Origin of the sequence: Acidovorax sp. 35-64-16 (assembly GCF_002281195.1) — a bacterium.
Classification (GTDB): domain Bacteria; phylum Pseudomonadota; class Gammaproteobacteria; order Burkholderiales; family Burkholderiaceae_C; genus Acidovorax; species Acidovorax defluvii.
Genome location: NZ_NCFM01000057.1, coordinates 1 through 13,158 on the forward strand (window position 1 = coordinate 1; position 13,158 = coordinate 13,158).

At 66.6% G+C, this 13,158-nt stretch carries 11 protein-coding genes; 3 read left to right on the forward strand and 8 right to left on the reverse strand.

Features of this window, described 5'->3' with window-relative positions; genetic code table 11:
- Positions 1-200: 200 nt before the first annotated feature.
- From B7Y64_RS18225 to B7Y64_RS18255, 7 genes are all read right to left on the reverse strand, one after another.
- The gene (locus tag B7Y64_RS18225; RefSeq protein WP_291325770.1) at positions 201-1,745 is read right to left on the reverse strand and encodes a PAS domain-containing methyl-accepting chemotaxis protein; all 1,545 of its coding nucleotides are present in this window, start codon (positions 1,743-1,745) and stop codon (positions 201-203) included.
- Between the two features lie 139 nt (positions 1,746-1,884).
- Positions 1,885-4,074, reverse strand: coding sequence for a catalase/peroxidase HPI (gene katG, locus B7Y64_RS18230; protein ID WP_291325768.1), 2,190 nt, complete (start codon positions 4,072-4,074; stop codon positions 1,885-1,887).
- Positions 4,075-4,191: 117 nt separating this feature from the next.
- Positions 4,192-4,689, reverse strand: a complete 498-nt coding sequence (locus tag B7Y64_RS18235) for a DUF1810 domain-containing protein (RefSeq protein ID WP_366444474.1) — start codon at positions 4,687-4,689, stop codon at positions 4,192-4,194.
- A 93-nt stretch (positions 4,690-4,782) separates the two neighbouring features.
- Complete coding sequence (locus tag B7Y64_RS18240; protein WP_291325766.1) at positions 4,783-5,688, reverse strand: transporter substrate-binding domain-containing protein; 906 nt, start codon at positions 5,686-5,688, stop codon at positions 4,783-4,785.
- 1 nt (position 5,689) lies between these two features.
- On the reverse strand, positions 5,690-6,022 hold the full coding sequence (locus tag B7Y64_RS18245) for a c-type cytochrome (protein WP_291325765.1): 333 nt from the start codon (positions 6,020-6,022) through the stop codon (positions 5,690-5,692).
- Positions 6,023-6,035: 13 nt separating this feature from the next.
- Complete coding sequence (locus B7Y64_RS18250) at positions 6,036-7,703, reverse strand: PQQ-dependent dehydrogenase, methanol/ethanol family (RefSeq protein ID WP_291325763.1); 1,668 nt, start codon at positions 7,701-7,703, stop codon at positions 6,036-6,038.
- A gap of 131 nt (positions 7,704-7,834) precedes the next feature.
- Positions 7,835-9,028, reverse strand: a complete 1,194-nt coding sequence (locus B7Y64_RS18255) for a helix-turn-helix domain-containing protein (protein ID WP_291325761.1) — start codon at positions 9,026-9,028, stop codon at positions 7,835-7,837.
- A 129-nt stretch (positions 9,029-9,157) separates the two neighbouring features.
- Here B7Y64_RS18255 and B7Y64_RS18260 point away from each other — a divergent pair, with 129 nt between their 5' ends.
- Both B7Y64_RS18260 and B7Y64_RS18265 read left to right on the forward strand, forming a co-directional pair.
- Complete coding sequence (locus B7Y64_RS18260; RefSeq protein WP_291325760.1) at positions 9,158-10,879, forward strand: AMP-binding protein; 1,722 nt, start codon at positions 9,158-9,160, stop codon at positions 10,877-10,879.
- A gap of 186 nt (positions 10,880-11,065) precedes the next feature.
- Positions 11,066-12,217, forward strand: a complete 1,152-nt coding sequence (locus B7Y64_RS18265; protein WP_291325758.1) for an ABC transporter substrate-binding protein — start codon at positions 11,066-11,068, stop codon at positions 12,215-12,217.
- Between the two features lie 77 nt (positions 12,218-12,294).
- Here the strand turns inward: B7Y64_RS18265 and B7Y64_RS18270 are convergent, their stop codons facing one another.
- Positions 12,295-12,489 carry a hypothetical protein gene (locus B7Y64_RS18270; protein ID WP_291325757.1) on the reverse strand — a complete coding sequence of 65 codons (195 nt, stop codon included), beginning with the start codon at positions 12,487-12,489 and terminating at the stop codon, positions 12,295-12,297.
- A gap of 229 nt (positions 12,490-12,718) precedes the next feature.
- On the opposite strand from B7Y64_RS18270, the gene B7Y64_RS18275 reads away from it, so the two are divergent.
- Positions 12,719-13,108, forward strand: a complete 390-nt coding sequence (locus B7Y64_RS18275; RefSeq protein WP_291325755.1) for a hypothetical protein — start codon at positions 12,719-12,721, stop codon at positions 13,106-13,108.
- Positions 13,109-13,158: the final 50 nt, after the last annotated feature.

The following is a 13,158-nucleotide window of genomic DNA, read 5'->3' on the forward strand; positions in this document are numbered from 1 at the left end:
AGGAAAGTCAATGAAATCAACGGTCTACCCAGACCACCCCCGCGCCAGTGCTAGCTTTGCGTACCGTCACTTATTGCACTGAAAACGAGGAGACCCCTTCGACGAGCACATCGGGTGGTTTCTGGGCAGCCAGGGCACCGGGCCGCTGAGCGAGGCCGACCAGCGCCTGATCTGGTCGGCGATCCTGCTTCAGGTCTTGCCTAGCGGAACACGCTGACCGCTTCGACCAGACGTCTGGTTTGCTGCTGCAGGCTGGCCGAGGCCGCTGCACCCTGCTCGACCAGGGCCGAGTTCTGTTGCGTCACCTGGTCGAGGTGGCCCACCGCCTGGCTCACCTGCTGGATGCCACCGCTTTGCTCGATGGTGGCCGCACTGATCTCGCTGATCAGGTCGGACACGCGGCTGACCTGCTGGACGATGTCGTCCATGGTCTTGCCGGCGTCGTTCACCAGGCGCGAGCCGGCTTCCACCTTGTCCACGCTCGCGCCGATCAGGCCCTTGATTTCCTTGGCGGCTGCGGCGCTGCGTTGCGCGAGGTTGCGCACCTCGCCGGCCACCACCGCAAAGCCACGGCCTTGTTCACCGGCGCGCGCCGCTTCCACCGCCGCGTTGAGCGCGAGGATGTTGGTCTGGAACGCAATGCCGTCGATCACGCCGATGATGTCGGCGATCTTGCGCGAGCTCTCGGTGATGTCGGTCATGGTGGTGACCACCTGCGCCACCGCATGACCGCCGCGCGAGGCCGCTTCGCTGGCCGTGCCCGAGAGCTGGTTGGCCTGGCGCGAGGTGTCGGCGTTCTGCCGCACGGTGGCCGTCATCTGTTCCATGGAGGCGGCGGTTTCCTGCAGGCTGGAAGCGGCCTGCTCGGTGCGCTGGCTCAGGTCGTTGTTGCCCTGGGCGATTTCGCTCACGGCGGTCTGCACCGTGAGCACCTGCGCGCTCACGTCGTCGATCAGCCAGCGGAACATCAGGCCGAGCTGGCTGATGCTGCGCAGCGTCATGCCGATCTCGTCCACCCGGTCCATGTGGGCGGCCTTCTGGCTCTCGCCGCTGGCCACGCGCAGGGCCTGCGTGCGCAGCGCTTCGAGCGGGCCGGCGATCTGGCTCTCCAGAAACCATGCTGCCAGGCCCACCGCGACGGTGGACAGCCCGGCGAATTCGGCCCATTGCACACCGCTCAGACCGAGCGCCCAGGAGCCACCCAACATGGCGCCCAGCAGGCCGATCAGTGGCAGCCGGATGCGGGTGCGCACCCGCATGGTCTTGAACATGGAGGTGAAGCCCATGAGGCCGGTGCGCAGCAGCAGCCCCTTGTGCAGCTTGAGGTGGCTGGCGCGGCCTTCGCGCATGTCGGCATACAGGCGCTCGGCGCCGGCGATTTCCTCTTTCGTGGCCTTGGTGCGCACCGACATGTAGCCCTGGTGCTGGCCATTGCGGATCACCGGGGTGGCGTTGGCGCGAACCCAGTAGTGGTCGCCGTTCTTGCGGCGGTTTTTCACCAGCGCGGTCCACGGCTCGCCGCCCTTGAGCGTGGCCCACATGTCGCCAAAGGCTTCCTTGGGCATGTCGGGGTGGCGCACCAGGTTGTGCGGCTGGTTCTGGATTTCTTCCAGCGTGAACCCGCTCACGTCCACGAACGCCGCGTTGGCGTAGGTGATGTGGCTCTGCGTGTCGGTGGTCGACATCAGCGTGGCGTTGTCCGGGAATTCGTATTCGCGCTGGGTGACGGGGGTGTTCAGTCGCATGAAGGGCTCCAGATCTTTGAGGTTGTGCGTTCATATCGACCTGCCCCTGCGCGCCTTGTGTAGGGAAAGCTGGACACCTGTGCATTGCACAGACGAAAAAAAGGGGCCTTTCGGCCCCTTCCTTGTGGGTTTGGCGCCATCACGCCAGATCGAAGCGGTCCAGGTTCATGACCTTGTTCCAGGCCGCCACGAAGTCGCGCACGAACTTCTGCTGCGCGTCGGCGCTGGCATACACCTCGGCCAGTGCCCGCAGCTGGGAGTTGGAGCCGAAGACCAGGTCCACCACGGTGGCCGTGCCCTTGGCCTGGCCGGTCGCGCGGTCGCGGCCTTCCAGCACGCCCGCAGCATTGGCCGACTTCTGCCAGGTGGTGCCCATGTCGAGCAGGTTGACAAAGAAGTCGTTGGTCAGCGTCTCGGGCCGTTGGGTGAACACGCCGTGGGCGGCTTGCCCCACGTTCGCGTTCAGCGCACGCAGGCCACCCACCAGCACGGTCATCTCGGGTGCGGTCAGCGTGAGCAGGTTGGCCTTGTCAAGCAGACGCTCGGCAGCCGTCGACTCGAAACCCTTGCGTGCGTAGTTGCGAAAGCCGTCCACCACGGGCTCCAGCGGCGCGAAGGAGTGCACGTCGGTCTGGGCCTGGGTGGCGTCGGTGCGGCCGGGCGAGAACGGCACGGTCACGTTGTGGCCCGCCTTCTTCGCGGCGGCCTCGACCGCTGCACAGCCGCCCAGCACGATCAGGTCGGCCAGCGAGATCTTCTTGCCGCCGGCTTGCGCGGCGTTGAACGCCTGTTGCACAGACTCCAGCTTGGCGATCACCTTGGCCAGCTCGGCCGGCTGGTTGACTTCCCAGTCTTTCTGCGGCGCCAGGCGGATGCGTGCGCCGTTGGCACCGCCGCGCTTGTCGGAGCCGCGGAAGGTGGACGCCGAGGCCCACGCGGTGGAGACCAGTTGCGCGATGGACAGGCCGGAGGCCAGCAGCTGGGACTTCAGCGCAGCCACGTCCTGCTCGTTGACCAGCGGGTGGTCAACGGCGGGCACCGGGTCTTGCCAGATCAGCTCTTCTTTCGGCACCAACGGGCCGAGGTAGCGGGCGCGCGGGCCCATGTCGCGGTGCGTGAGCTTGAACCAGGCGCGTGCAAACGCGTCCGCCAGCTTTTGCGGGTTGGCCATGAAATCGCGCGAGATCTTTTCATAGACCGGGTCCATGCGCATGGCCATGTCGGCTGTGGTCATGGTGGTGGCCTGGCGCTTGGTCGGGTCGTGTGCGTCGGGTGCCGTTGCCGCGTCGGGATTCCTGGACCTCCACTGGTGCGCGCCGGCGGGGCTCTTGGTCAGCTCCCACTCGTTGCCGAACAGCGTTTCGAAATAGCTGTTGTCCCAGGTCGTGGGCGTCGGGGTCCAGGGGCCTTCGATGCCGCTGGTGATGGCGTGGGCGCCCTTGCCGCTGCCAAAGCTGTTCTTCCAGCCCAGACCTTGCTCTTCGATGCCGGCGCCTTCGGGCTCGGCGCCCACGTACTTGCCCGGATCGGCCGCGCCGTGGGACTTGCCGAAGGTGTGGCCACCGGCGGTGAGCGCCACGGTTTCTTCGTCGTTCATCGCCATGCGGGCGAAGGTCTCGCGCACGTCGCGCGCCGAGCCCAGCGGATCCGGATTGCCGTTGGGGCCTTCGGGGTTCACGTAGATCAGGCCCATCTGCACCGCGCCGAGCGGGTTCTCCAGCACGCGGTCACCGGTGTAGCGCTTGTCGCCCATCCACTCAGACTCGGGACCCCAGTACACCTCTTCGGGTTCCCACACGTCGGGGCGGCCGCCGGCAAACCCGAAGGTCTTGAAGCCCATGGACTCCAGGGCCACGTTGCCCGCAAGGACCATGAGGTCGGCCCACGAGAGCTTGCTGCCGTATTTCTGCTTGATCGGCCACAACAGGCGGCGCGCCTTGTCGAGGTTGCCGTTGTCGGGCCAGCTGTTGAGCGGCGCAAACCGCTGCATGCCGGCGCCTGCGCCTCCGCGCCCATCGGCAATGCGGTAGGTGCCCGCGCTGTGCCAGGCCATGCGGATGAAGAACGGTCCGTAGTGGCCGTAGTCGGCAGGCCACCAGTCCTGCGAGTCGGTCATCAACGCAGTCAGGTCCTTGACCACCGCATCGAGGTCGAGGCTTTTGAAGGCTTCAGCGTAGTCAAACGCTTCGTCCATCGGATCGGTCAGGGGGGAGTTCTGGTTGAGCAGCTTCACATTGAGCTGGTTGGGCCACCAGGTGGCGTTGGTCGCTGTGCCGGCAATCGCGTTTCGGGGAGCGCCGCCTGAGAAGGGGCATTGGGCTTCGGACATGGTGATCTCCTTTGTTGGGCGATGGGTGAGGGATCACTGTAGTGTTTGCGCCTTGATGGATCAACGCAATTTTGGCAATGAAAGCCATAGCGCCGGCGGGCCGACGCCCGCAGCCCCTCAGCGCATGTGCGGTTCGGACACCGCAGACAGGTTGTGCTGGTTGCCGCTGGTGGCGGCGCGCACGCTCAGGGGCTTGCGCGAGGTGAGGCCGCAGAGCCGCAGGGTCTCCGGGTCTTTGGCGCCGTTGAAAAACGCTTGCAATGCGAGGCGGAACACCAGCTCTTCGGGTGCGGCTTCGCTGAACAGCGTCATGCACGAAAAAAACTTCAGGTCGTCGGGTGCGCCCAGGATCTGGCTGGCCGATTTCCGGGTGTGGCTCAGCACGGCGGTGGTGCACTCGTGCAGGCGTGGGCCGAGCACCGGGTGTTTCTGGAAAGCCCGGGCTTCGTCGAGGCACTCGATGCCGTAGAACTGGGCGCGCTGGCTGCAGCCCAGGCCGCGGTGTTGCGGGAACACGAACCAGATCCAGTGGCTCTGTTTGCAACCCGCCTTGAGCTCCTCCAGCGCCCGGTCGTAGACAGGCGCCTGAGCATCGAGAAAGCGTTGGAGGTTCATGTGACGGCACTGCGCTGATGCGAAATAACGAACCTATCACGCACGCGTGCCGTCGCCCACCACAGGTGGGGGATGAGGCGACCTGCGGTGCTGTCAGTCGGCCATCAGTGCGGGCAACGACAGCGTGCTCGCCACATCGGGTTGGTTGGGGAGCAGCAGCCGCAAGCCGGCCTCGGTGGCCCAGCGCTGCATCTCGCCGTTGGTCTGGCTGCGTGCGATAACGCGGTTGGTGGCGTCGAGCAGCGTGCTCTGGCCTTGCAGCGCGACGAAGCCGAGGTTGATGCCCAGTGAACGCTGGAAGTCGGCAAGCTGCACCGGGCTGGCAGGTTGCATCAGTCGGCGCGCGTCCACTGCGGTGCTGGTCATGAGCATGGCGTCCACGCGGCCCGTGTCGAGCGCGCTCCAGGGGTCTTCGCGCTGCCCCATCGAGACCATGCTGGTGTGCAGATAGCCGCCCCGGTACATGGAGATCAGGGTGCCTTCGAGTGTGCCGGCCACCGCGCCCACCTTGCGTCCGCGAAGATCGGCCAGGGTGCGCACGGGCGCTTGCCCCGGCCGCTGCGCGATGGACAGCGCCGTGCCCTGGTAAGGGCGGCTGGCCACCAGCGTACCGAGCGGCACGAAGGGGCGGTCGCGCTGGCGTTTGGCGCCGGGGTAATCGGGTGTCTTGAAGCGCTCGCGGGTGGGGGCGCCGAGGTCGCTGGCCAGCAGCGGGAAGCCGCTCACCAGATCACAGATGCCGGCGGAGAGCAGGGCGTTCACCTCGTGGGTGAGCATCGTCTCTTTCTCCACCTCGGACTCGAACGGCACCACGCGCAGCTCGCGCCCGAGTTCGCTGGCAATCGCCCGCGCCAGCAGCACATCAAAGCCGGCCACCTGGCCTTTGGTCCGGTAGGAGAGCGGCGCGTTGTCTTCGCTCATGCACACGGTCAGTGGCTCGGCGGCGTGGGTGGCGAATGCGCTCAGGCCCAACAACACGCCGCACAGGATCGATTTCATGTCAGGGCTCCTTGCCGCCACGCGAACCGACATAGGCCCAGAGGGCCTGCACCGCCTGCATGTCGAGTGCGTCCTTGAAGGAGGGCATGTTGCCCTTGCCGTTGACCACGGATTGCACGAAGCGGTCGGGCTGGTCTTGCGGGAAACGGCGCAGGTCGTAAACGGTGGTGCCGGCGTTGACCATGTTGCGGCCATGGCACTGCGCGCAGGTGCGGTGGTACTGCTCGCGGCCTTTTTCAATGGCCGCCAGATCGAAGGTCGGCGGTGGCGTTGTCTGTGCGTGCGCGGCCCCGATCAGGGCCGCGCCGCACAACCACATCAGCGGTTGTCGCATCGTCAGCGGTTCTTCAATTGAGTGAGAAGGTCCAGAGCGATCCGCCAGCGGGGGTTTGGCCCATGCGCTCGTCGCCCAGCAAGGCCCACACGCCACCGGCGCCCGAGACCACGCTCACGTACTGCTTGCCTTTGTGTTCCCAGGTCACGGGCAAGCCGATGATGCCGGAGCCGGTCTGGAACTCCCACAGCTTCTTGCCGTTGCGCGCATCCACCGCCATGAACTCACCCGTGGCAGCGCCGGTGAACACCAGGTTGCCTGCAGTGGACAGCGTGCCGGCCATGCTCGGCTGGCCGGGCCAGGCCATCTGCCACTTGCTCTTGCCCGTCATGGGGTCGATGGCGCTGAGGTAGCCGTGCGGCTGGTCCTTGGGCATGTTCACGCCGCGGAAGTTGACGCCCAGGTACCACTCGCCCTTTTTGTATTCGGGCTTGGCCAGCTGGTAGGGCCAGCTGATGTTGAGGGTGTTGGCGTAGGCAAGACCCGTGGCCGGGTTCCACGACATCGGGGTCCAGTTCTTGCCGCCGAGCACCGAGGGGAAGATTTCGACGTCTTCACCGGCGCGCGCTTTCTTGTCGGTCGCCGAGAGCACGGGGCGGCCGGTCTTGAGGTCGATGCGGTCGGCCCAGTTGACCTTGACGTAGGGGTTGGCGGCGAGCAGTTCGCCGGTGGCCCGGTCGAGCACGTAGAAGAAGCCGTTGCGGTTGGCCTGGGTGAGCACCTTGCGGTTCTTGCCACCGATCTTCATGTCCACCAGCATGCCGACTTCGGTGGAGTCGTAGTCGTAGGGATCGTTGGGCGAAAACTGGTAGTGCCACACCAGTTCACCGGTCTTGGGCCGGATGGCCAGCACGGTGTTGATGTAGAGGTTGTCACCCACGCGAGCGTTGGGGTTCCACGGGCCGCCGTTGCCGGTGCCCCAGTACACGAGGTCGAGCTCGGGGTCGTAGGCGCCGGTCAGCCAGGTGGGTGCGCCGCCCTTGAGGTGGGTGTCGCCGGGCCAGGTGTCGCCGCCCTTTTCGCCCGGTGCTGCGGTGGTGAAGAAGCGCCAGAGCTTCTTGCCGGTGGCCGGGTCCCAGGCGTCGATGAAACCGCGCGTGCCGTATTCGCCGCCGGCAATGCCGGTCAGCACCACGCCGTTGGCGATCAACGGGGCGCTGGTCATGGCCTGGCCATCGAGGTAGTCGGCGGCCTTGCTCTTCCAGAGCTGCTTGCCGGTCTTGAGGTCGAGCGCGATCACGTGGGCGTCCAGCGTGCTGCGGTAGAGCTTGCCGTCGAAGATCGCGGCGCCGCGGTTCAGGATGCCGCAGCAGGCCATCTTGAAGACGTCCTGCGGCAGTTCGATCTCCTGCTTCCAGAGCTGCTTGCCGGTCAGCGGGTTGAGCGCCACCGTGGTGTTGTGCGTGGTGATGTACATCACCCCGTCGTGCACGATGGGCTGCGACTCCTGGCCCTGCGGGTTGTTCAGGCTGTAGGCCCAGGTGGGGCTCAGCTTGGCCGCGTTGCCGGTGTTGATCTGCTTGAGCGGGCTGTAACGCTGGTTGTTGTAGCCCATGCCGTAGGTCAGCACGTCGCCGGGCGTGAGGTTGTCCTTCTGCAGGTCGGCCAGGCTCTGGGCCTGCACACCGCCCAGCAGGGAGGCCATCATCAAACCGCTCATGATCTGGCGCTTCAGGTTCATGTCGTTGTCTCCAGTTTTGTTGTCGGAAGTCGTCTGTCACCGTGGGTGGACTGTTGTATCGTCAACCGTTTTTCCGTCGCTCACCACCTCGGGTTTTCCCACCCGGAAAATTGTTCTGACGTGGAACAGTTTCAGTGTCCGCCGCGCCACTCGCCCAGGCGGCGGTACAGCAGACCGCGCGACACACCCAGCCGGCGCGCCGCGCGCGAGACGTTGCCGTCGCAGGCCGCCAGCGTGGCTTCGATCAGCGCGCGGTTGGCGTGGTTCAGGGTCGGGATGGCGGGCGCGTCGGTGGCTGTGGCCACCCCGGTCTCGGGCGCAAGCGGGGGCTCGATGGCGCTCGCCCGGGGGGTGTCCGTGCGCGCCTGTATCCACAGGGTGAGGCCGTTGGGGCACTGGCGAGGCTGGGCCTGACCCCGGTGGGAGAGCGCCAGCAGTTCTTCCAGACCGAGTCCGAACAAGACCTCGGCATCGGTGGGCCGGGCAGGCACGCGCTCGGTGCCGAGCAGGCTGGCGCCGGTCTGGTTGAGCCAGGCCACGCGGCCCAGACCGTCCACCGCCGCCAGACCTTCCAGCGGCGTGTGCAGCAGCGCCGGACTCGACTGAAAGCGCAGCAACAGCAGCGCCGCCGACTGCGCTTCAAACAGGCGGTTTTCAATCGCGGTGGCGTAGAGCCGCACCATGGCTGCGGCGTCGAAGCGGAAGGCCTCGCCTTCGGTGGACAGGTCGAGCACGCCGGCCAGATCGCCCCGCGCATTGCGGATGGGCGCAGCTGCGCACTGCATGATGGAAACGCCGGTGAAAAAGTGTTCGGCGCCGCGCACCACGCAGGCCTCGCCGGTGCGCGTCACCACGCTGGGTGCGGTGGTGCCCATGTGGTGCTCGTCGAGGTTGAGTCCCACGCGCGCCACGTGCGGCATGAGCCGGCCTTCGCCGCGCGCGGTGGGGGTGGCCTGGATCAACACGCCGTCGGGCCCCGTGAGCAGGGCCTTGCACGGCGTGCCGGCCAGGGCGGCGTCGAGCTGCTGCAGGTCGTGGCTGGCGGCTTGCAGCAGCAGGCGGTTGCGCGCCAGCGCGCTGGCGATGCGCGCCTTGGTCACCGGCTCCAGGTTGATCGGCTCGCAGGGGCGGCGGTTGGCCACTGTGCAGCGCATCCACGACTGGATCACCAGCTCCGGCACCAGCCCCGAGGGACGCTGGCCCTCGTCAAAAAACATCTCGCGTGCGAGCGCCACACGCTGCTCGGGCGTGGCAAAAAACAGACCGGCCGTGCGCGTTTGCGCAGACGGGCCGGGCGTGGACGGGTGTTTGGGTGGGTGTGGCATGCCGGGTGTCTGTGCGAATGTGTACCGACGCAGCGCACATGCGGCCTAGGGAAAGTACTGAGCGGCTGTCGCGCCTGCGCGGCGTCTACGATGGTCCCGTCCCCCGCAACCCCACACGAACGAGACAACATGAACCACCCGCCCAGCGCCAGTGCCCAAGCCTTTCTGAAGTCCCGCGACCAGTTGCTGGCCTTGAGGGGCCACCCCGCTGCGGCCAGCGCGCAGTTCCGCTGGCCCGAGCTCACCGACTTCAACTGGGCGATCGATCATTTCGATGCCATGGCCGCCGGAAACGACGCCACTGCGCTGTGGATCGTGGACGCCGACGGCACCGAGGAGCGATTCTCGTTCGCGCAGCTCGCGCAACGCTCCAACCAGGTGGCCAACTTCCTGCGCGCGCAGGGTGTGCAGCGCGGCGACCGTGTACTCATGGTGCTGGGCAACGAAAGCGCGCTGTGGGAGACCATGCTGGCGGCCATCAAGCTGGGCGCGGTGCTGATCCCGGCCACGTCGCTCCTCACGCCCGACGACCTGCGCGACCGCATCGCGCGCGGCGGTGTGAAGCACGTGGTGGTGGGCGCCGTCCAGGTGCCCAAGTTCGAAGCGATCACGGGTGCTTTCTCGCGCATCTGCGTGGGTGCGCCGCAGCCGGGCTGGGTGGATTTCGCCGCATCCAAAGACGCGGCCGTCGCGTTCGATCCGCAGGGCACCACCCGCGCCACCGACCCGATGCTGCTGTACTTCACCTCGGGCACCACCTCGCAGCCCAAGCTGGTGTTGCACACACATCAGAGTTACCCGGTGGGCCACTTGTCCACCATGTACTGGCTGGGTTTGAGGGCCGGCGACATGCACCTCAACATCTCCTCACCCGGCTGGGCCAAGCACGCGTGGAGCTGCTTTTTTGCACCCTGGAATGCAGGCGCCTGCGTCTTCATCTACAACACGCCGCGCTTCAGCGCGCAGGGCTTGCTGGCCGTGCTGGAGCGCTGCCGCATCACCAGCCTCTGCGCGCCGCCCACGGTGTGGCGCATGCTGATCCAGGAAGACCTGGCCGCGTGGCAAGGGCGGCTCGCGCTGCGCGAGGTCATTGGCGCGGGCGAGCCGCTGAACCCGGAAATCATCGAGCAGATCCGCAAGGCCTGGGGGCTCACGCTGCGCGACGGTTACGGCCAGACCGAGACCACCGCGCAGGTGGGCAACGCGCCGGGCCTGCCGCTCAAACCCGGCTCCATGGGCCTGCCGCTGCCGGGCTACAAGATCACGCTGCTGGATGCCGATGGCCACGAAGCCGACGAGGGCGAGGTCTGCATCGACCTGCGCGAACGCCCGCTCGGCCTGATGGTGGGCTACCTCGATGCGCCCGAGAAAAACGCCGAGGTCATGCGGGACGGTCATTACCACACGGGCGACACCGCCGCGCGCGATGCCGACGGCTACCTCACCTTCGTCGGCCGTGCCGACGACGTGTTCAAGGCCTCGGGTTACCGCATCAGCCCCTTCGAGCTGGAGAGTGCGCTGATCGAACACGAGGCGGTGGTGGAGGTGGCGGTGGTGCCGTGCCCGGACCCGGTGCGCACCGCAGTGCCCAAGGCCTACCTGCTGCTCGCGCCCGGTTTCACGCCGGGGCCGGCGCTGGCCGAGGCCATCTTTGCGTTCGCGCGCCAGCAGCTCGCGCCTTACAAGCGGGTGCGCCGCATCGAGTTCGTGACCGAATTGCCCAAGACCATCTCGGGCAAGATCCGCCGCGTCCAGCTGCGCGCGCAAGAGGTGGAGCGGCAGGTGGCGGGCGCCCGCGGCCCGGCCGAGTTTCTGGAAAGCGACTTCCCGAACCTGCGCCAGGACGACTGAAACACGGGCAAAGCGGGAGGTTTGTGGGGCCAGCAGCCCGATGAGCGGCACGCTGGCTGGACCAAGTGCGTCGTGCTACTGCACCGGGGTGAGTAGCATCCAGACACACACATCCTTGCAATGCTGTCGGGGGTCCAGGCGCAGATTGCGCCGGCCTCCGCTGCCCTTTCCGGAGCCGACCACCCCATGACATCCACCACTGTTCCCGGCATTTCGCGCCGCCGTTTCAGCGGCTTCGTTGCCGGCGTGGCCGCGCTCGGTGCCCCCAGCCTGCGGGCGCAGTCCGGCAACCGCATCATGCTGGGCCAGTCGGCTGCGTTCACCGGTCCCGCGGCGCAGCTGGGCATCCAGTTTCATGCCGGCGCCAAGCTGTTTTTTGACCAGCTCAATGGCCAGGGTGGCGTGAACCAGCAGCGCGTGGAAATCCTGCAGCTCGACGACGGCTACGAGCCCGACCGTTGTGCAGAGAACACCAACAAGCTGATCTCTGCCGACGTGTTCTCGCTGTTCGGTTACATCGGCACGCCCACCAGCGTGGCCGCGTTGCCGCTGGCCTTCAAGGCCGACATGCCTTTCTTCGCTCCCTTCACCGGTGCCATGGGTTTGCGCCAGCCGTTCAACCGGCTCGCCTTCCACCTGCGCGCGTCCTACAACGACGAGACCGAGCTCATCGTGCGCCAGCTCACCAACCTGGGCCTGAAGAAGATCGCGGTGTTCCACCAGAACGACGCCTACGGCAAGGCCGGCCTCGACGGCACGGTGCTCGCGCTCAAATCGCGCAACCTGGAGCCCGTGGCCACGGCCACGGTGGAGCGCAACTCGGTGGACGTGGCGCAGGCGGTGGAGAAGATCAACGCAGCCAAGCCCGATGCGGTGGTGCAGATCAGTGCCTACAAGTCGTGCGCGGCCTACATCCGCGCGGCCAAGGCGGCGGGTTACGGCGGCACTTTTTACAACGTGTCTTTCGTGGGCACGCAGGCGCTGGCCGACGAGCTGGGCAAGGACGGTGCGGGTGTGGTGGTGTCGCAGGTGATGCCCACGCCGTACTCCGGGTCCAAGCCGATCTCGCGCGAGTTCCAGGAGGCCATCGTCAAGGGCGGCAACAAGGTGCAGGCCAACTTCTCCAGCATGGAAGGTTTCCTGGCCGCGCGGCTTTTCACCGAAGGCCTGCGCCGCTCGGGTTCGCGCATCACGCGCGATGGCCTCATCAGCGGGCTGGAGTCGATCGGCACCACCTCCATCGGGGGGTATTCGGTGTCGCTGAGTCCCACCAACCACGTGGCTTCACGCTACGCCGAGCTCTCGATGCTCACGGGCGACGGACGCGTGCGCACCTGATCCCGCGCCGGGCCACCATGCAAAACGCCAGCAGATGCTGGCGTTTTTTTTGGGCGTCATGCCGGTCTGCGTGTGGATCAGCCTTGCTGGCAGAGCGCGTTGGGCCGCTCCCAGCCGGAGCCGTTGCGCGGCCATTCGACGAGCACGCCCTCGTCGGTGTGGGCCACGACGCGACCGTCGGTGCGGTCCAGGCTGCCCAGGTGCAGGCGGTTGACACGAACGCCGGCCTGAAAGCGGGGCGTCTGGAACAAGGTTTGAAACAACTTCAACATGGGAACTCTCTAAGGGTTAACCCGTATTTTAAGTGCTGGACGTTTCAAGTGCCTGATTCATCAGAATCGCTAATGAAGCATCAGGGTCGGCACCCCAAGGGCCGACGCCGAGGGTCATCCCGGCGGCCCTTGTCCAGCATTCCCGGCAGCCGCGCGGCTGGCGGCGCGCGACAGTGGACCCGTGCGCAAGGTGCAACCGTTTGTATCTGCGCCCGCCCGGAAAGTCCCCATGCAAGCCCTCGCCATTGCGCACGATGCCCCTTTGATCCCTGTGCCCGAGGCCCCGGTGCTCCAGGTGTTGCTGGTGTGCCCGCGCGGTGAACACCTGCAGCGGGTGCGCTCGCTGGCCAGCCGCTGGCCGCAGGCCGCGTGCGTGCACTGGATTCCCGATCCGGAGGATGCGTTGCGCCAGGCGCGGGTGTCTGCACCGCAGCTGGCCATCGTCGACGCGCGGCTGGAGCGCGCCTGCGCGTCTTCGCTGAGCGCACGCCTGCTGAGTTTGAGTCCGCGCCTGATCGTGATGAGCTTTGACGAGCCCAGCGGCGTTCGCAGCGAAGGGCCGGGCAGCCATTGGGGTCTCCTCGTTTTCAGTGCAATAAGTGACGGTACGAAAAGCTAGCACTGGCGCGGAGGTGGTGTTGGTAGATCGTTGATTTCATTGACTTTCCT

Excerpts from the sequence above, each read along its gene's own strand:
- B7Y64_RS18255 (WP_291325761.1), bottom strand. The coding sequence starts at position 9,028 with ATGCCACACCCACCCAAACACCCGTCCACGCCCGGCCCGTCTGCGCAA.
- B7Y64_RS18245 (WP_291325765.1), bottom strand. The coding sequence starts at position 6,022 with ATGCGACAACCGCTGATGTGGTTGTGCGGCGCGGCCCTGATCGGGGCC.
- B7Y64_RS18260 (WP_291325760.1), top strand. The coding sequence starts at position 9,158 with ATGAACCACCCGCCCAGCGCCAGTGCCCAAGCCTTTCTGAAGTCCCGC.
- B7Y64_RS18270 (WP_291325757.1), bottom strand. The coding sequence starts at position 12,489 with ATGTTGAAGTTGTTTCAAACCTTGTTCCAGACGCCCCGCTTTCAGGCC.
- B7Y64_RS18275 (WP_291325755.1), top strand. The coding sequence starts at position 12,719 with ATGCAAGCCCTCGCCATTGCGCACGATGCCCCTTTGATCCCTGTGCCC.
- B7Y64_RS18250 (WP_291325763.1), bottom strand. The coding sequence starts at position 7,703 with ATGAACCTGAAGCGCCAGATCATGAGCGGTTTGATGATGGCCTCCCTG.
- B7Y64_RS18225 (WP_291325770.1), bottom strand. The coding sequence starts at position 1,745 with ATGCGACTGAACACCCCCGTCACCCAGCGCGAATACGAATTCCCGGAC.
- B7Y64_RS18235 (WP_366444474.1), bottom strand. The coding sequence starts at position 4,689 with ATGAACCTCCAACGCTTTCTCGATGCTCAGGCGCCTGTCTACGACCGG.
- B7Y64_RS18265 (WP_291325758.1), top strand. The coding sequence starts at position 11,066 with ATGACATCCACCACTGTTCCCGGCATTTCGCGCCGCCGTTTCAGCGGC.
- katG (WP_291325768.1), bottom strand. The coding sequence starts at position 4,074 with ATGTCCGAAGCCCAATGCCCCTTCTCAGGCGGCGCTCCCCGAAACGCG.
- B7Y64_RS18240 (WP_291325766.1), bottom strand. The coding sequence starts at position 5,688 with ATGAAATCGATCCTGTGCGGCGTGTTGTTGGGCCTGAGCGCATTCGCC.